Raw genomic sequence first — 19,612 nt, 5'->3', positions numbered from 1 at the left:
GAGTAGGTCGGTGCCAAATCTTAAAAGCCAAAAACAGGCCTTTAACAAGAACCCTTGCAGTAACAACTGTGAGGGTTTCTTCGTTTATAAAAAAAAAATACAAAAAATACAAAATACAAAGGAGCAAGGAGCAAAGAACAAGGATAAAAGACTAAGTTGCTAATCCCCTTAAGGGGAGGCTATAAAGGAATTATTTGAATAGCGTAAAACGGTGAGTGATTCCCTGTCCCACCTAAACCCCATGGCAACGAAAATACTCCTTTGGTAATCACCAACCGTTAAGCTCCAATAAAGCACAAACTTAAAAGATTACAAGGAACAGCAGGAATACTTCAATCTGTTGGAAATTGATAGTGATTTGCGTAGAATTTTTGGGTATCGAATATCTTAACTAATTGATGTTGGTAAAGTTTTATCCAGTAAACTATAATCTAAAACCGTTTTTCCTTCTTCGTTGTGGTAGTGCATGATTTCGAATTTAGCATTCCACTCAATATCTTCATCCTGGTAACTGGTTCTAGTATGAATTGTTTGTGCGAATGTATCATCAAACGCTTTCAAGATTACAAAAACCTCAACTTCCGCAACTTTAAGTTCTTCTAGACTTTTCTCAAAAAGTGGACTGTCATCTGTAATGGGATGAACAAGTGTCCAGTTTAGTGATAATACGCTGATTTTACTGCGTTCCAATTCCAAAGGATAAAAGCTGCGCTTAAGCTTTCCATCGATGGTTTCGTTGTAAGTCATAAACATTTGCACCTCAATATCAATGAGCGAATTACGCCTTAGATTAACTAATCTGCACATTAAGCCTGAGCGGTTTTGGTAAGGTGCAATAACCATTTTCTTACTGAAAGAAACTTTTGAAGTTGGTCTGCTGAAACGGCCGTACAGCAATCCTGTTGCCAATGCAAACGCCAGCAAACCGAGCATGCTTTCGAAAGCGGCAAGTACGCTGGTAATAAATCCTTGCGGCGAGATGTGTCCATAACCAACTGTAGATATAGTTTGGGCTGAAAAGAAAAAAGCATCAAAAAATTGATCGCGGAGTGTAATTCCTTTTGCGCCATCAAGATTTTGGATACCTATAATATTATATGCAACTGCAAAAAGAGTGTTAACAATCAGATAGGTAATTAGTATAACCATGAAGAAACGAGGCCAGCTCATGGTAACTAATCGGGTGTAAGTATCGTCGAATTTAAACCATGGTAAACCAGTACGCTCTATATTTGGAGTACCATCGGTATTTAAAACACGTTGATTTTTGATAACGGGAGTAGAGCCGAAACCTAAATCATCATTGAACTGTACTTTTCTTCTAAAGAAGGCCATATTTTTTTAAAAAGATTTTGGAAATATAAAAAACTATATCAATATTTGTTTTATACAAACATGATAATTAAAAACTTAAATAACAATTGGTGGTGGCATAACGAAATTCGTTAGGCAAATTCTATTGTTATATATATTAAAATATTTTAAATACAATTTAGAGGATTGCCCAAAAAGCAATCCTTTTTTTGTGCGCTAAAAAAAATATTAACTACAGATGAAAAGGATGGACACAGATAAAAAAAAGTGCTTATTCTTTTAAAGAAGTTTTACCAAGGTTGGTGGAGATACAAGTCATTGCGAAATGAATATAAAAATATAAACAACTAGAAGGTTGTACTCATAAAATCAGTGTTTATCAGTGCAAATCTGTGGTTAAAAAAGAATAATAAAAATGAAAAAAATATTAAACCATTTATTCGAGAATAAGAGTTTTAGCAGGGAGGAAGCGAAGAATATATTGATTTCGATTACACAAGGTGAATTCAATTCTTCGCAGATTGCTGCGTTCATTACCGCTTACGCAATGCGAAACATTACGGTTGATGAGTTGCAGGGTTTTCGTGATGCTATGTTAGATTTAGGTATCAAAACTGATTTTGGTGATTACGAATTGATTGACCTTTGTGGAACTGGTGGTGATGGAAAAGATACTTTCAATATTTCAACGCTTTCTTCTTTTGTAGTGGCTGGAGCAGGGCATAAAGTTGCTAAACATGGTAATTATGGCGTTTCTTCGGGCTGTGGCTCATCGAACGTGATGGAATATTTAGGTTACAACTTCACGAATAATGAGGATACTTTAAAACATAATTTAGATACCGCAGGTATTTGTTTTTTACATGCTCCGTTGTTTAACCCGGCGATGAAAATTGTAGCGCCAATTCGTAAGGATTTAGGTATAAAAACTTTCTTCAATATGTTAGGGCCAATGGTTAATCCTTCGCAACCTAAATATCAAATGGTAGGTGTTTTTAGTTTAGAATTAGCTCGTCTGTACAATTATTTATATCAGGATACGACTAAAAATTATACCATTGTGCATGCACTTGAAGGTTATGACGAAATCTCTTTAACCTGTGATGTGAAAACTTTTAACAATAAAGGCGAAAGCATTTTGACATTGAATGATATGGGCTTTGAAAAAGTCTCTGTTAACGATATTAAAGGTGGCGATACAGTAGAATCATCTTCAAAGATATTTATGGATGTTTTAAATGGCGAGGCAACTGATGTACAGAATAATGTAGTGTTGTGTAATTCGGCTTTGGCGATTAAAACCATAAAGCCAACAGCCACTTTCGCTGATTGCTTTTATGAGGCTGAAGAATCTTTAATGAGTAAAAAAGCTTTAGAAAGTTTTAAAAAGCTGGTAGCATAATGAGTAGTTTAAAATTAAAAGTTTGTGGAATGCGATTAGCAGTAAATATTGCTGCTATTGCAGAATTAAAGCCAGATTATTTAGGCTTTATTTTCTACGAGAAATCGCCACGCTTTATTAGTGATGTTTCGGCAGAATTAATAAAATACATTCCATCGGAAATTAAAACAGTTGGTGTTTTTGTTGATGAAGATCTCGAAGTTGTGAAGAAAAAAGTAAATCTATATCAACTTAAAGCTGTTCAATTACATGGAAAGGAAAGTTTAGCATACTGTAAAGATTTGAAATCGACATTTGCCGATTTAGAATTAATAAAAGCTTTTGGTGTAGATGAAGATTTTGATTTTGAGGTTTTGGATGCGTACAATGATATTGTTGATTATTTTCTATTTGATACGAAAACAAAAGCGCATGGTGGTTCGGGGAAAACTTTTGATTGGAGTATTTTAGAACGTTACAAATTAATCAAGCCATATTTTTTAAGTGGTGGTATTGATTTAGAACATGCAGCGCAAATTTCGAATATTTATGATGAGCGGTTGTATGCAGTAGACATTAACAGTAGATTTGAGATAGAACCTGGATTGAAAGATGTACAAAGGATAAGTGAATTTGTGAAAGAAATGAGCTTAAAATAATTTCATTCTGAGCATGTAGAAGAGTATTTTATTTCCGCATTTACACAGCTTCAATGTGACAATATATAAATAAAGAGGTTCACAACTCATTGCCGTCGGTTCAACCAACGGATTTTGATAAAAATATTATGAAATATAAAGTAAACGAAAAAGGATATTACGGAGATTTTGGTGGAGCATACATCCCAGAGATGCTTTACCCGAACGTAGAGGAATTACGTCAGAACTATTTGAAAATTATTGATGATGCCGATTTTCAGAAAGAATTTCATCAATTATTAAAAGATTATGTTGGTCGTCCATCGCCATTGTATTTGGCGAAGAGATATTCTGAACGTTACGGTGCTAATATTTTCTTAAAAAGGGAAGATTTAAACCATACTGGTGCACATAAAATTAACAACACCATCGGGCAAATTTTACTTGCCGAAAAGCTTGGTAAAAAGAGAATTATAGCTGAAACTGGAGCTGGTCAGCATGGTGTAGCAACGGCTACTGTTTGTGCCTTGCGTAATCTAGAGTGTGTAATTTACATGGGTGAAGTTGATATTGAGCGCCAGGCGCCAAATGTTGCCCGCATGAAAATGTTAGGCGCAAAGGTTGTTCCGGCAAGTTCTGGAAGTAAAACGCTTAAAGATGCAACAAACGAGGCAATGCGTGATTGGATTAATAATCCTGTAGATACGCATTACATCATCGGTTCTGTGGTTGGTCCGCATCCTTATCCTGATATGGTGGCGATTTTTCAATCCATTATTTCCGAAGAAACTAAAAAGCAATTATTAGAACAGACAGGAAGCGACCAGCCAGATTATGTTTTAGCTTGTGTAGGCGGCGGAAGTAATGCAATGGGTATGTTCTACCATTTTATGGATGATGAAAATGTAAAACTAATTGCTGTAGAGGCTGCTGGAAAAGGTGTGTCAAGTGGTCTTTCTGCCGCAACAACTTATTTAGGTAAAGAAGGTGTTTTACATGGTAGCAGAAGTATTTTAATGCAAACAGAAGATGGTCAGGTGGTAGAGCCGCATTCGGTTTCTGCTGGTTTAGATTATCCAGGAATCGGTCCGCAACACGCACATTTGTTTAAAACTGGTCGAGGAAAATATGTTTCGATTACCGATGAAGAAAGTTTAGATGCAGGTTTATTGTTAACCCAATTGGAAGGTATTATTCCTGCAATTGAAAGTGCCCATGCTTTGGCTTATTTAGAAAAAATGGAGTTCAAAGGTGGCGAAAATGTGGTGGTTTGTCTTTCGGGCAGAGGCGATAAGGATTTAGATACTTACATTAAATATTTTAATTTATAACCACTAAATCCCCTGAAGGGGACTTAGCAAGGTTTTTTATCAACAATTAATGCCCCTTTAGGGGTTGTGGTTATGAACAGAATTAAACAACTCTTCCAAACGAAGAAAGATATATTATCAATTTATTATACAGCGGGTTATCCTAATTTAGGTGATACCATTCAAATAGCAGAGGCTTTAGAGAAATCTGGTGCTGATATGCTCGAAATCGGTTTTCCATATTCAGATCCTGTTGCTGATGGTCCGGTAATTCAAGCGAGCAGCAAGCAATCGTTAGACCAAGGCATGACGCTGAAATTGCTTTTTGAGCAGTTGAAAGATTTGCGAAAAAACGTAACGATTCCTGTTTTATTAATGGGTTATGTAAATCCGGTTTTGCAATTTGGCGTAGAGAATTTCTGTAAGGCTTGTGCCGAAGTTGGAGTTGACGGCTGTATTGTTCCTGATTTGCCAATGGTTGAATATGAAGAGTTTTACCAAACTTGTTTTGAAGAACACAACTTAAGTAATGTGTTTTTAATTACTCCACAAACCGCAGAAGAACGAATTCATAAAATAGACAGTTTAACCAATGGTTTTATTTATTTACTATCATCTTCGGCTACAACTGGTAAGAATTTGGAGGTTGGCGATACTACAGAGAGCTATTTTGGCAGAATTAAAGCCATGAATTTGAAAAATCCAACGATGATTGGTTTTGGAATTAGTGATAAACAAACTTTCGATAAGGCTTGTGCTTATGCCAATGGTGCAATTATCGGTACAGCTTTCGTTAAAGCAATTGCCGATGGGAATTTGGAAGAAAGTGTGAATGGTTTTATGAAGAATTTTAAAAAGTAATTTTACCATAGAGACAAAAAACACAGAGAAATAAAAGCTTTGTGTTTTTTGTTTTTAGAGGGTTCATCATTTCGATCGTATCCTAGGCCATAGGGCATATGGCGAGATGTAAATATATTCAAAGAACTCTCAAAGCCTTCTAAGTAATGATGGGACCGATGTTTCCAAAAAGCTACTATTCTTTCTTTCCAAAACCTTTAAAAATGACTGCTTGTCATATTCTATATCCAAATACAAAAAAACATAATTATTTTAAAACAGCCTTTAAGTTAATTTAAAAGCCTTTTTTGAATGTTGAATATCTATATGACAATTGAATGATTGTTGATTTCGGAATTGGTTATACATTTGCTTAACGGTGTTAGATTATTTACACTTATTAATTCCAATCATGGGAAGTAAAGAAAGAATTCTACGTTTAAAAGATGAAACCAGAACAAAAATTCTGGATGCTGCCTTGAATATTGTTCAAACTGAGGGGTGGCAGGCATTGAGTATGCGTAAAATTGCCGACCAGATTGAATATACCGCACCAATTATTTACGAATATTTCTCAAATAAGGAAGGTATTTTACTCGAATTAACCAGAAGAGGTTATTTGATTTTAGGAAAAGCTATCCGTGAGGCGAGAGATAACAACGAGTTGCCGGAAGATAAAATGCAAGCCATGTGGATTGCTTATTGGAATTTCGCTTTTGAACATAAGGAATTTTATCAATTAATGTATGGCGTAGATATGGTCTGCTGCACAGTGAAAAATTCTTTGCAAGAAGCTGAAACCGTTGGTTCTATGCTTGGCGATGTTATTGAATCTTTGTTTAAAAAGAAACCAGTTTCTGAAAATGATATCTGTACTAAATATTATACTTATTGGTCAATCATTCATGGGTTGATTTCAATAAACTTGGTTAGACCAGATGGTAGAACAACCGACGAGTTGAACCAGCAAATTTTAAAAGACGCTATTAAAGGAATTACTTTATCCATTAACAGTTAATTTTTTTTACAACTCTATTTAACAGTGTTAAATAGTTTATAACTACTAAAATCCATTATAATTTTTAATCATATGAATGCTATCCATCGTTTGTTTATTCAACTTAACACTGTTAAACAGTTTAATAGTGTAAAAGTCTTATTTTTAATTTCTATATTATCCATCATCCTTGTAAGTTGTAAATCAACTCCAGATCAATCGGCTGCTGCGCCACCGCCACCAGTTTTACCTGTTAGTTTGATTAATGAAAGCTCTCAGACTACTTATATCGATTATCCAGCTGCTATTCAAGGTGCTGTTGATATTGATGTTCGTCCGCAGGTTAGTGGTTATTTGCAAAGTGTTTTGGTTAATGAAGGCGCCTACGTTACTGCCGGACAAACACTTTTCAAAATCAACGAAAACCCTTACCGTGAGGCTTTAAATAATGCAAAAGCGAGTTTACATGCTGCTGAAGCTGCTATTTTAAATGCTCAACTAGAAATAGATAAGTTAACGCCTTTAGTGCACAACAAAGTCGTGTCTGATTTTCAATTAAAAACCGCAAAAACAGCTTATAAAATTGCTCAGGCAAATGCAGAGCAAGCAAAAGCAAGTGTTGCTTCTGCTCAAATTAATTTAGGTTACACCAATGTAAAAGCTACGGTAAGTGGCTATATCGGTCGTATTCCTAAAAAACAAGGAAGTTTAGTTGCACCAACTGATCAGGATGCTTTAACACAATTATCGGATATCCACGAAGTGCATGTTTACTTCTCTTTAGCCGAAAATGATTTCAACAGTTTCAATGCAAATTATCCTGGTAAAACGCCAGCTGATAGAATTAAACATTTGCCCGCTGTCGAATTGCTTTTATCAGATAATACGACTTATCCAATTAAAGGAAAAATAGATATGATTGATGGTCAGTTCGATAAAAATACTGGGGCTATAACTTTGAGAGCAAGTTTTTCTAATGCCAGCGGAACTTTACGTTCAGGTAATACGGGTAAGGTTCGTTTAGGCTTACAGCACGATGATGCCATTTTAATTCCGCAGGCAGCCACTATAGAAATGCAAGATAAGGTATTCGTTTTTGCTTTAGGTAAAGATAATAAAGTGAGCAAAATGCCTATCACAATTGTCGGTAAAAGCGGTAACAATTATTTAGTTAAAGATGGTGTAAAGTCTGGAGACCAAATTGTATTGAGCGGTTTAGACCGTTTGCAAGAGGGGCAAGTAATTACACCTGAAAAAGGAACAGATAAAGCGGCAAGTTTAAAGCTGAAAAACTAAAGCTAAAAGACCAAAGACCAAAGTTAAAGTGCAAAGCTGAAAGCTTAAAAAGAAGAAAAATAAAAAGATAAAAAAATGTTCAAGATATTTATACAAAGGCCAGTACTGGCAACCGTTATCTCCATTTTGTTGGTGATATTAGGTGTGCTTGGCCTTACAAAACTGCCCTTACAACAGTTTCCTGATATTGCACCACCGTCGGTTTTGGTAACGGCAGTTTATCCGGGAGCGAATGCCGAAACGGTTTTACGTTCGGTTGCGCCATCGCTTGAAGAATCAATAAATGGTGTAGAAAACATGACTTACATGAGTTCTACTGCTAGTAACGATGGTTCGTTGGCAATTACTGTTTTCTTTAAATTAGGAACCAATGCAGATCAGGCAGCGGTTAATGTTCAAAATCGTGTGGCACAAGCTACAAGTCAGTTACCTGCCGAAGTTGTTCAGCAAGGGGTTACTACGGCGAAACAACAGAATAGTTTCATCATGGCAATTGGTTTATACACAGAAGATGAGGCTAAATATGATCAAACTTTTGTAGCCAATTATGCTCAAATTAATATTATTCCAGAGATAAAACGTATTCCAGGTGTTGGTTCGGCGGCTATTTTTGGTGGTACAAAAGATTATTCGATGCGTGTTTGGTTAAATCCAGCACAAATGACTACTTATAAGGTTACTCCAAACGAGGTAATGAAAGCCATTCAAGATAAAAGCTTGGAGGCTGCGCCAGGTAAATTTGGTGAGAGAAGTAAAGAAGTTTTCGAATACGTAATTAAATACAAAGGCAAGTTAACTAAACCCGAAGAGTATGAAAATATAGCTATACGTGCCAATGCCGATGGTTCTATTTTGCACTTGAAAGATGTTGCAAGAGTAGAATTGGGTGCTTATTCTTATAACAGCATTACCCGTTTAAACGGTAAAAAAGGTATCGTAATCGGTATTATTCAGTTGGCTGGTTCTAACTCGAACGATATTCAGGTGGCGATTAACAAGCTGATGGAAAAATCGGAGAAAAGTTTTCCAGTAGGGATTAAAAAGAATATATTTTATAGTACAAAGGTTGCTTTAGATCAATCGATTGAGCAGGTAGAACACACTTTAGTAGAGGCTTTTATATTGGTTTTCCTGGTGGTGTTTATCTTTTTACAAGATTTTAGATCTACATTAATTCCTGCAATTGCCGTTCCCGTAGCCATTTTGGGTACGTTTTTCTTCATGCAGTTGTTCGGATTCTCCATAAATCTGTTAACATTATTCGCTTTAATCCTGGCCATTGGTATTGTGGTTGATGATGCGATTGTAGTGGTTGAGGCTGTTCATGCAAAGATGGAGCATAAACATTTGTCGCCAAAAGCGGCAACACACGAGGCAATGCACGAAATCACCGGAGCAATTATTTCCATCACTTTGGTAATGGCAGCTGTATTCTTGCCAGTAGGTTTTATGGAGGGTTCAACCGGTGTTTTCTATCGCCAGTTTGCGTTTACCATGGCAATTGCAATTGTAATTTCAGCTGTTAATGCATTAACATTAAGTCCGGCATTGGCAGCTTTATTCTTGAAAGATAACCATAGTGCGCAAGGCGATGAACCAGCAGTTAAAACTAGTTTCAAACAAAAATTCTTCAATGGATTTAACAGCAGTTTTAATTCCTTAACCAATCGTTACGTGGGTGGATTGAAATTCTTAGTTCGCCACAAATGGTTAAGTTTAGGTGGTTTGGCCTTAATTACTTTGGCTACGGTTTTCATGGTTAAAACTACACCAGCAGGATTTATTCCAACGGAAGATCAAGGTTTTATTGCTATTGCAGTAAACACTCCTTCAGGAACTTCGTTAGATGGAACACAGAAAGTAATGATGCAGGCGGAAGATGTGTTGAGTAAATTGGATGCATCAAGAGATGTAACCGCAGTTTCTGGTTTCAACTTATTAACCAATTCAACAAGTCCGTCATCAGCAGTAGTTTTCGTATTGCTTAAACCAAACGAAGACCGTGGAAAAGTGAAAAACATTGAAGAAATCATGAATCAGGTTCGTGAAAAATTAGGCGCCATTTCTGGTGGAAGTTTCTTCGTTTTTAGTTTCCCAACCGTTCCAGGTTTTAGTAATGTAGAGGCTTTGGATATGGTTTTACAAGATAAAACAGGTGGTAAGCTCGATAAATTCAGTGGAATTTCTCAGCAATTTATTGGAGAGTTGATGAAACGCCCTGAAATTGCTGTTGCTTTTACCAGTTTCAAAGTCGATTATCCGCAATTGCAATTGGATATTAACGATGAAAAAGCCGACCAGTTGGGTGTAAATGTGAAAGATATTTTGCAAACCATGCAAACTTATTTTGGTAGTGCACAAGCATCAGATTTTAATCGCTTTGGTAAATATTACCGTGTGGTTGTTCAGGCTGATGTGCAAGATAGGGCAGATCCATCTTCAATCGATCGTGTTTTCGTAAAAAGCAATCGTGGCGAAATGGTGCCAATTAATACTTTGGTAAAGCTGACTCGTATTTATGGTTCTGAAACCGCATCGAGATATAATTTGTTTAACTCTATTTCCATCAATGCAATTCCAAAACCAGGTTTTAGTTCTGGCGATGCAATTAAAGCAATTGAAGAAGTAGCTGAAAAACAATTACCAGCAGGTTATAGTTACGAATTCTCGGGGCAAACACGTGAAGAAATTTCTTCGGGTGGACAATCGACTGTGATTTTCCTATTGTGTTTGGTATTTATTTACTTCTTGCTTTCGGCTCAATATGAAAGTTATATTTTGCCTTTAGCGGTAATTTTATCTATCCCTGCCGGAATATTTGGTGTATTCGTAGCAATTGGTTTAACTGGAATTGAAAACAACATTTATGTTCAAGTTGCGCTAATTATGCTCATCGGTTTACTGGCGAAGAACGCGATTCTGATTGTAGAATTTGCTGTTCAAAGACGAAGAGGTGGACAGCCATTAGTAGCATCGGCTTTAGAGGCCGCAAAATCGAGGTTACGTCCAATTATTATGACATCGCTGGCTTTCATTGTAGGTTTAATCCCGATGATGGGTGCAACTGGCCCATCAGCGCAGGGTAATCACTCGATTAGTATCGGTGCTGCCGGAGGTATGATTTCAGGTGTAATTTTAGGTTTGTTCATCATTCCAGTGCTCTTTATCATCTTCCAGGCTTTACAAGAAAAAATTTCAAAAAAATCTAATGAGGTTGTTCATCATCAAGAAGGAGAACCTATAAATAATGTAGTTTATGAAACGGTTTAATATTTTAATCATCCTGCTCCTGGCTTTAATCTGGAGCGGATGTTCAGTTTCTAAAGATTTAGCCTTACCAGAAAGTTTGGCGCCCAAAATGTTTAGAAATTCAGCGCCTAAAGATTCTTCAAGTATTGGCGATTTGCCTTTGAAGAGTTTTATTAACGACCTTACTGTGCAAAATTTAATTGATACAGCTTTGGTTAAGAATTACGATATGCAAATTGCACTGAAAAATATTGATGCAGCTGAAGTATTGTTTAAACAATCGAAATTGGGTTATTTACCTGAGTTAAAATTGCAAGTAGCGGCGAGTTCAAGTCGCCCATCTGATAACAGTTTAAACGGATTGAGCTTAAATCAATTTACAGGTTCAACACATATCGAAGATTATAATGCCAATCTTGGTTTGCTTTGGGAGGCTGATATTTGGGGTAAAATTCGCAATCAAAAAGCTGGCGCTTTAGCCAGTTTTTTGCAAACCGAAGAGGCTCGTAAAGCAGTTCAAACCCGTTTAGTTTCTAATGTAGCGCAAGGTTATTATAATTTATTAATGCTTGATGCGCAACTGGAAATCGCGAAGAAAAACTTAAAACTGAACGACAGCACATTGAGAATTATCAATTTACAGTTCGATGCTGGTCAGGTTACGTCGTTGGCCATTCAGCAGGCAGAAGCGCAACAGTTAAATGCGGCACAACTGATTCCTCGTTTAGAGCAAAATGTGGCTTTGCAAGAAAATGCTTTGAGTGTTCTGATAGGCACTTTACCGAAATCAATCAACCGTTCAAGTCGTTTAGATAAAATGGCAATTCCGACTGATTTAAATGCCGGTTTTCCATCAGCTTTGCTCAGTCGCAGACCCGATATAAAATCTGCAGAATTGGCTTTGAATGTAGCTAATGCGAAAGTTGGCGTAGCTAAAGCGAGTTTGTATCCATCTTTGGTAATTACGGCTAGTGGAGGTATTAATTCATTTAAGGCAAGTAATTGGTTCAGTATGCCTGCATCATTATTCGGCTTAGTTTCGGGTGGAATAACACAGCCAATTTTTCAAAGAGGCCAGCTGAAATCGAATTTAGAACTGGCTAAAATCGATAGGGAGAAGACAGTTATTCAATTTCGTCAGTCGGTAATTAATGCGGTAGGCGAGGTTTCTGATGAATTAACCAAGGTGGAGAAATTGAAAACGCAATACAGCATCGCTGAAAAAAGAGCGCAAACTTTACATCAAGCTTCTAAAAATGCAAGTTTGTTATTTAAAAGCGGCATGGCGAATTATTTAGAAGTGATTACCGCTCAGGGAAATTTATTGCAAAGCGAGCTGGAGTTAACTACGATTAAAACCGAGCAACTTAATGCGGTTGTAGGTTTATACCGCTCTTTAGGTGGTGGCTGGAATTAAATCTCCACCCCAAGCCTCCCCAGAGGGGAGGGAGTTGCATAAGGTAGAAAGTATAAGTGCTATTTCGTTTTTAGCGATGTAAGGGATATAAGAACATTTAGGTTAGTTAGCTTATTTGAAACCTTATATGGTCATTTACTAGTCGTAGCTTCTTGCTACGACTTTTTGTTTTTAAACCATGTAAGGAATTTACGGTTATTTAAGTTTTTCTACAAGTGCTCATCCTTGCGAGGCATAGGTATAAGCGAGCCATAACAGCCTTTCTCGTTTCCTCAAATCAGCTGTCATGCTTAGCTTGTACAAGAACGATTTTTCTATACTTCTTACCTCACGCTTTGTGTTTGCCTCGTCTCGTTGGTGGCGGAAGACTTAGTTCTTTTGGTTTGATCCAAAAAGAGCCAAAAACCCAAGGCTTGAATCTTTTGTGGCTTAAGCTAGCGCAATCTCATTTTTGACAATGTGTTTGCAAGGGCTGGGTTTATAATTGCAATTGCTGAGTTTATATTTGCAGGAGCTGTGTTTAGTTTTGCGGAAGCGGGGTTTTTGGTTGAAGACACCGATTTTGTGCTTGCAGGTGCTGGGTTTATATTTGCAGGCGCTAGGTTTATATTTGCAGGTGCTGGGTTTATGCCTACAGGAGCGGGACTAATGGTTGCGAGTGCTGGGTTTATGTTTGCGGTAGCTGGGTTTAGTCTTTCCGCTTAAAGGTTTATCAAAATAAATAGGGATGATTTTGTAAAATACTAATTTAAGGGTTTGAATGCGATACCTGAAATGAGTTTAAATTGTGGTGCATTTGCCCCATAAACAGATTTTGCATAAGTTTTTGCATCTGTGGCTATTGCTACTAGTCCTATTTCGGGGTTATACATTATTTCATTTCTTTGGAGACGGCCATTGTTAAGCGCTGCTAATTGTGTAGTACTTAATTGGTTTTTGTTAAATAAATTAGTGTATAAAGTGCTTAGTCCAGTTATTTGCAGCTCGGGTTCGTTAGGTGTGTATGCGGATATGGTGCTCAATAATTTAATTTGCTTATCCAAATTGTCTAGCTGATTATCGTAACTCAATTGGGTGGCAGAAATTTGATTCACTTCTTTGCCTGCAGCGGCTAAACTTGCTTTTTCTTCTTCGCTTAATTTAACAGATGCCCGGCGACCTTGCAATTTACGGTGGTGGGTTTCGGCATTTTCTATTTGCTGCTGGGAAGCATTGGTGGCTTTTAGGGCATTAAAAATCCGAGTACTTAATTTGGTAAGTGGTTCGAAAGCCAATTCGCGATCGCTTGATGCATTTTTAAATGCGGCAAATAGGGTGTTTACATTATCTAATGCGGTTTGTGCTTGTAGTGCTTTGGCTTGTAAATTAGGTATTAAAATAGCTGGATTACTGGGGTTATAAGCCGTACCGTAGCCAATTAAATAAGTAATTAAGGTGTTAAAGTTGGCCACATTTTTTGCATGGCCTGTTTCTGAAACTGATCCCATAATAATTGTTGTTTAAGATTAATATTTGATTAATTGTATTGAAGATAAGTAATTAGGTTCACAACTTATAGGAGTGTTAACTTTTTTTGGGAAGGTGGCGAGGGGTTACGGGAACCCGTAAGATGGAAGAATTCAACAAGACTATCTTGGTCTGAATTATTTCAAAAAAACATATAGAAAATATTAATAACGCTCGGTTTATTTGCCATCGCGATGGAGAAATTTTTGTTGCATAAGTAAAGGTCAAAGATTTAGCTCCGCTGAGCACTTCGTGGTTCTCGGCTACGCTCGAAATGACAACTTGTAAACGTTAATATTGTTTGTTTTTTACAATAAATTGTCCCTTAGCGTAACAAATTGTTAATTCACTTTTCTGAATTAAAGCCCGTTTTACGGCAAACACACCAAGCTGGTTTTTGGTTTAACCACATAACAAATTTAAGCCATTGAACTTATTTGGAAACTTATATGTCTTATAGAGTTGATTTTTAACTCAAAAATCTTTGTATTTAAGTCATTTCCGGGTATGCGACAACCTTAAAACTATTGCAGTTTTTCATTTTACTAAGATTCCCGTTTTCATGGGAATGACGGGTTGGTGTCGTCATGCTACTATTGGCGTTAAGTCATGCTCAGGGTTAATTTATTCCATAAAAATCAATATAAATGACGTCTGTAGTGCGGTAAGCACTCTTATTCGGGATTATGAAAGAGGGAGGTTGTTGGTTTAGTTTAAAATGATTTTGTTAGGTAAAGATTTTTTGAGCCTTTCTTTTATAATCCAGCTACTATCCCAACGCACATCCTTGCCTCGGCTCGCCGCCACCGAGAGGCTCTTTCTTTTGTGCAAACAAAAGAAACAAAAATTGCCGCCTGCGCCCAGCTCTGTTAAAGTATGTGGTTGGCAAAAATTCTACTACCCGAACTGGACAAGGGCGGTGTTTAGCCAACGGAAGAATAGTGCTGATAACCCTAGTTCATATAGCATCTTTTATAATTAAATTTTGTTCTTTTCTGCTTAAAAAACAGATAGTTACGAAATAATGTCATTGATAGCTTGCCTGTGCATCTTAATGCTTTAAAGCAGGTATTTGTTTTGTTTTCTTTCTATCGCTTTAGGGTTCCCGTTTTCACGGGAATGACGGGTTGGTGTCGTCATGCTCAGCTTGCCTGTGCATCTTAATGCTTTAAAGCAGGTATTTATTTTGTTTTCTTTTTATCGCTTTAAGATTCCCTTTTTCACGGGACGACTACAAAAAGCTAAGACTTTACCGATTTCAAAAATACGAAACCTAACAAACCCGAAATAATTGATGCGGTTAATATCGCAAACTTCGCCTCTGAGATATGCAATTCATCACTAAAAGAAAGTAGCGCAATAAATATAGACATGGTAAAGCCGATTCCGGCGAGCATGCCTAAACCTAAAATATGCTTCCAACCTGCGCCAGTTGGTAAATCTGCCCATTTTAGTTTTACGGCTAACCAGCTGAAAAAAGTTACACCAATTGTTTTTCCTGCGAATAAACCAATAATAATTCCTAATCCAAGTGGCGAAACCAAACCCGAAATCATTTCCTTTTGAAAAGTGATGTTGGTATTTGCCAGAGCAAAAACAGGCATGATTAAATAATTTACGGGAGTAGTTAAAGCATGTTCTAATTTCTCTAAAGGTGATAAAACATCGGTTTCGTTAGTCGGAATGGTGAAAGCTAAAAGCACACCTGCAATTGTGGCATGGATGCCAGAATGGTGTATGAAATACCAAAGGAAAATCCCTGGAATTAGATAAAAAACTAAGTTCTTTACACCGAAATAATTCATTAAGGCTAACAGCGCTAAAACGCCTCCTGCCATAGCTAAATATTCAAAATGAATTTGATTGGTGTAGAATATCGCGATAACTAATATTGCTCCCAAATCATCAACAATAGCTAAAGCAGCTAAAAATATTTTTAAACTGGTGGGCACACTTTTGCCCAGCATAGCAATAATGGCCAAGGCAAAAGCAATATCTGTAGCCATCGGAATTCCCCAGCCTGATGCAGTTTCGTGATTTTTATTGAAAAGAAAATAAATTAAAGCTGGAACTAACATGCCACCTAGAGCAGCAATAACAGGAAGTGCAGCACTTTTTAATGATGATAATTCGCCTTCAACTAATTCGCGTTTTATTTCTAAGCCAACAAGTAGAAAAAATATCGCCATCAAGGCATCATTTATCCAGGCTAAAATAGAATAATTAACCATACCAAAGCCAAGTTTAACTTGTAAGAAAGTCTCAAAACTTTCTTTTGATGCAGTGTTCGCAATTAATAATGAGATGGCAACGCATATCAAAAGTAAAAATCCACCAACTTGTCCTGACTTGAAAAAACGTTGAAATACTTCTAGGTTAATGATTTTTGCCATAGTTGTAAAAGTACCAAAAATGGCGGTATTAGGCAATAAAAAACCACAGATTAACACATTAAAATCTGTTAATCTGTGGCTATAAATAATTTTTTATAAGAAGAAGAATTTTACAAATACTCTTCAATATTTCCTTTGCCTTCACGAATAATTTCAAATTCGCCTGTGGTACAATCTATAACGGTTGAGGCTTCGTTATCCCCGTAACCACCATCAATTATTAAATCAACTAAATCTTCATACTTTTCATGTATTAATTCTGGGTCTGTAGAATATTCAATTAGTTCATCATCATCTTTTATCGATGCAGAGATAATTGGGTTTCCTAATTCTTTTACAATGCATCTTGCAATATTATTATCAGGAACGCGAATACCAACCGTCTTTTTATTAGAACTTAATAGTTTTGGAACATTATTATTCGCATTAAATATAAAGGTAAAAGGCCCAGGTAATGCTTTTTTTAAAATCCTAAAAGTTGTATTGTCGATTGGCTTTATGTAATCAGAAATGTGACTTAAATCGTGGCAAATGAATGAGAAATTGGCCTTTTCTGGTTTTATGCCTCGTATTCGTGCAATCTTTTCAATTGCTTTCGGGTTGGTAATATCACAGCCCAACCCATAAACCGTATCAGTAGGGTAAATTATTAAACCACCTTTTATAAGCACTTCAACAACTTGCTCAATTGCTTTTTCATTAGGGTTTTCGGGGTAGATTTTAATAAGCATATGTAAAATTAGCAAAATTATAATCACCATTCTTTAAAAGTGTTTATTAACGCTAAAAACTATCAATTCTGCTGAAGTTAAATTATATTTTCTATAGTAGATGAAGCATCAATGTATATTCAATATTACGAGATTTAAAACAAATTGTCTGTTTAATCATGTTTAGTTAATGATATCTATTAGGTAAATTTTATAATATAAAAACTACGAAAAATAACTATATTAAGCATGATTATAAAGTAGTTAGTTATTGAGATAAATGATTGTAAATAAACTTTAAAATTGTATTTGAAAGCATTAACTTCTATTTTATCTTAAATAGAGCATTGTAAATGCTTTGCAATAAGCTTATATAACTGAACACTTAAATTTAGACTATACCAAATATTTTTTAAATTAGAAGGATTATATATAATTCTCCTATATATAAACAACAAATACTAACAAAATATGAGAAAAGCTTTCGTTGCAATTGCTGCATTTTTAATTACCCTAAACATAATGTTAGGCCTATATCACCCATTCTTATGGTGGTTTTTCGTTTTAACAGGTCCATTTGTCATTCTAGGTATTTATGATTTATACCAACCTAAACATAGTATCGTAAGAAACTATCCTGTTTTTGGTCGCTTGCGTTATTTTATGGAGGAATTAAGGCCAAAAGTTTACCAATATTTTGTAGAGAGCGATACGAATGGTACGCCGTATAATCGTTTAAACCGTTCTCTAATTTATCAAAGGGCGAAAAAGGATAACGATACAATTCCTTTTGGTACACAATTAAATGTTTATGATAATGGTTATGAGTGGTTAAGCCACAGTATTGCAGCAATTTCTCATCACGATTTAAACTTAGATCCTCGCGTTTTAGTTGGCGGACCAGATTGCACGATACCTTATTCTGCCAGTATTTATAATATTTCGGCAATGAGTTTCGGGTCATTGAGTCAGAACGCCATTTTAGCGTTAAATGGGGGTGCGAAATTGGGCAATTTTGCACATAATACTGGTGAGGGTGGTATAAGCGACTATCATAGAAAACCTGGAGGCGATTTAATATGGCAAATTGGAACTGGTTATTTTGGTTGTAGAAACGATGATGGAACATTTAATTATGATGCTTACGCAGAAAGAGCCAAAACCGACCAGGTAAAGATGATTGAAATTAAATTATCTCAAGGTGCTAAACCGGGCCATGGAGGTATGCTGCCAGCCAAAAAGGTTACAGCCGAAGTTGCAAGAATTCGTTTAGTGCCAGAGGGTAAAGATGTTTTATCGCCACCGGCACATTCTGCCTTTAATACACCAATTGGTTTATTGGAATTTGTAAAAAGTCTTAGAGATTTATCTGGTGGAAAACCTGTAGGTTTTAAGCTATGTATTGGCCGTAAAAGTGAATTTTATGCTATTTGCAAGGCAATGATAGAAACAGGTATTTACCCTGACTTTATTACTGTTGATGGTGGAGAGGGTGGCACTGGAGCTGCACCACAAGAATTTTCAAACTCTGTTGGAATGCCTTTGAGAGAAGGCGTAGCTTTTGTTTACGATGTTTTAACAGGCTTCGATTTAAAAAGACATATTAAAATTATTGCTTCCGGAAAAGTTTCTTCGGGTTTTGATTTGGTGAAAAATATAGCTTTAGGTGCAGATATGTGTAACGCAGCACGTGGAATGATGTTCGCTTTAGGTTGCATTCAGGCGCTTGAATGTAATAGCAATACTTGCCCAACAGGCGTGGCTACACAAGATCAGAGTTTAATGAAAGGTTTAGTGGTGGAAGATAAAAAAGTGAGAGTAAAGAATTTCCATAATTTAACTGTTGCAAGTGCTGTAGAATTACTTGGTGCTGCAGGTTTAAGAGAGCCTCATCAGCTCAGTCGTGCTTATATAAACCGAAGGATTAGTCCAAGTGTAATACAATCGTACCTAGAAACTTTCCCTTATATTCCAGCAGGAAGTTTGCTGAAAACGCCTTATCCATCGCGGTTTGAACTGGGCATGGCGTTAAGTAGTTCGGCTAGTTTTGCTCCAACAGATTACAAAATTTCTGCAGTTGATTATGCGCATGCAAATCCATATAGTGATACCATGCACGATGAGGGAAGGTAGTTATTTAAAATTGTTCGGTGGTGAGACGCCACCGATAGGTTAATGGCTAACCACCCCTTGCCACTTCTAAATTAGGAGGGGAGTTTCTCTCATAGCTGTATAATGTAAATTAACGCTATGGTTAGTAGAATTGTTAACTCCGGTCTTCATTTCGACGGCAGTGGAGAAATCTTTTAGTAAGGTCCATTGCCTCAGTTCGTGTCCCCACGAAACGAAACGATAATAAAAAAAGGAAAAACAGGCTACATCAGACATACAAATAGCTTAAGTTAATCGCATTGGTGTCTTACCAACCGATAGGTTAATGGCTAACCACCCCCAGCCCCCAATGTCATTAACTTAAGGGAATCATAGGGTAAGGAACTGTAAAAACAGTTCCTTTGTGCTTCGAAACAACCCCCATGACATCAACAAACATAGAAATAATC

At 36.5% G+C, this 19,612-nt stretch carries 14 protein-coding genes; 10 read left to right on the top strand and 4 right to left on the bottom strand.

Features of this window, described 5'->3' with window-relative positions; all coding sequences use genetic code 11:
* Positions 1-387 precede the first annotated feature (387 nt).
* On the bottom strand, positions 388-1,335 hold the full coding sequence (locus ACFOUY_RS10265) for an ion channel (RefSeq protein WP_378960456.1): 948 nt from the start codon (positions 1,333-1,335) through the stop codon (positions 388-390).
* 394 nt (positions 1,336-1,729) lie between these two features.
* Here ACFOUY_RS10265 and trpD point away from each other — a divergent pair, with 394 nt between their 5' ends.
* The 9 genes from trpD (at position 1,730) to ACFOUY_RS10220 (ending at position 13,147) form a co-directional block, all read left to right on the top strand.
* On the top strand, positions 1,730-2,716 hold the full coding sequence (gene trpD / locus ACFOUY_RS10260) for an anthranilate phosphoribosyltransferase (RefSeq protein WP_378960454.1): 987 nt from the start codon (positions 1,730-1,732) through the stop codon (positions 2,714-2,716).
* A complete protein-coding gene (locus tag ACFOUY_RS10255) occupies positions 2,716-3,354 on the top strand; it encodes a phosphoribosylanthranilate isomerase (protein WP_378960453.1) in 639 nt (212 codons plus the stop codon). The genes trpD and ACFOUY_RS10255 overlap by 1 nt, the downstream gene beginning before the upstream one ends.
* Positions 3,355-3,482: 128 nt before the next feature.
* Positions 3,483-4,664, top strand: a complete 1,182-nt coding sequence (gene trpB / locus ACFOUY_RS10250; RefSeq protein ID WP_378960452.1) for a tryptophan synthase subunit beta — start codon at positions 3,483-3,485, stop codon at positions 4,662-4,664.
* A gap of 72 nt (positions 4,665-4,736) precedes the next feature.
* A complete protein-coding gene (gene trpA, locus ACFOUY_RS10245) occupies positions 4,737-5,504 on the top strand; it encodes a tryptophan synthase subunit alpha (protein WP_378960451.1) in 768 nt (255 codons plus the stop codon).
* 391 nt (positions 5,505-5,895) lie between these two features.
* Positions 5,896-6,501, top strand: coding sequence for a TetR/AcrR family transcriptional regulator (locus tag ACFOUY_RS10240; RefSeq protein WP_378960449.1), 606 nt, complete (start codon positions 5,896-5,898; stop codon positions 6,499-6,501).
* Positions 6,502-6,573: 72 nt separating this feature from the next.
* Entirely contained in the window at positions 6,574-7,776 is a 1,203-nt protein-coding gene (locus ACFOUY_RS10235) for an efflux RND transporter periplasmic adaptor subunit (RefSeq protein ID WP_378960448.1), read from the top strand.
* 75 nt (positions 7,777-7,851) lie between these two features.
* Positions 7,852-11,046 carry an efflux RND transporter permease subunit gene (locus ACFOUY_RS10230; protein WP_378960446.1) on the top strand — a complete coding sequence of 1,065 codons (3,195 nt, stop codon included), beginning with the start codon at positions 7,852-7,854 and terminating at the stop codon, positions 11,044-11,046.
* Positions 11,033-12,442 carry a TolC family protein gene (locus ACFOUY_RS10225; RefSeq protein WP_378960444.1) on the top strand — a complete coding sequence of 470 codons (1,410 nt, stop codon included), beginning with the start codon at positions 11,033-11,035 and terminating at the stop codon, positions 12,440-12,442. Before ACFOUY_RS10230 ends, ACFOUY_RS10225 begins: the two co-directional genes overlap by 14 nt.
* Before the next feature lie 459 nt (positions 12,443-12,901).
* Positions 12,902-13,147: a hypothetical protein gene (locus ACFOUY_RS10220; protein WP_378960442.1), complete on the top strand. Its 246-nt coding sequence runs from the start codon at positions 12,902-12,904 to the stop codon at positions 13,145-13,147.
* Positions 13,148-13,185: 38 nt separating this feature from the next.
* Here ACFOUY_RS10220 and ACFOUY_RS10215 read toward each other — a convergent pair whose 3' ends face one another.
* From ACFOUY_RS10215 to ACFOUY_RS10205, 3 genes are all read right to left on the bottom strand, one after another.
* Complete coding sequence (locus tag ACFOUY_RS10215; protein ID WP_378960440.1) at positions 13,186-13,929, bottom strand: hypothetical protein; 744 nt, start codon at positions 13,927-13,929, stop codon at positions 13,186-13,188.
* 1,260 nt (positions 13,930-15,189) lie between these two features.
* On the bottom strand, positions 15,190-16,341 hold the full coding sequence (gene nhaA, locus ACFOUY_RS10210; RefSeq protein WP_378960439.1) for a Na+/H+ antiporter NhaA: 1,152 nt from the start codon (positions 16,339-16,341) through the stop codon (positions 15,190-15,192).
* A 110-nt stretch (positions 16,342-16,451) separates the two neighbouring features.
* On the bottom strand, positions 16,452-17,072 hold the full coding sequence (locus ACFOUY_RS10205) for an L-threonylcarbamoyladenylate synthase (RefSeq protein WP_378960438.1): 621 nt from the start codon (positions 17,070-17,072) through the stop codon (positions 16,452-16,454).
* Positions 17,073-17,522: 450 nt separating this feature from the next.
* Here ACFOUY_RS10205 and ACFOUY_RS10200 point away from each other — a divergent pair, with 450 nt between their 5' ends.
* Complete coding sequence (locus ACFOUY_RS10200) at positions 17,523-19,184, top strand: FMN-binding glutamate synthase family protein (RefSeq protein ID WP_378960436.1); 1,662 nt, start codon at positions 17,523-17,525, stop codon at positions 19,182-19,184.
* The last annotated feature ends 428 nt before the right edge of the window (positions 19,185-19,612 follow it).

The sequence above is a fragment of the Pedobacter jamesrossensis genome, from assembly GCF_042650905.1.
GTDB lineage: Bacteria > Bacteroidota > Bacteroidia > Sphingobacteriales > Sphingobacteriaceae > Pedobacter > Pedobacter jamesrossensis.
Note: the sequence above shows the minus strand (reverse complement) of the source record. Positions and strands in the feature narration are given on the sequence as shown.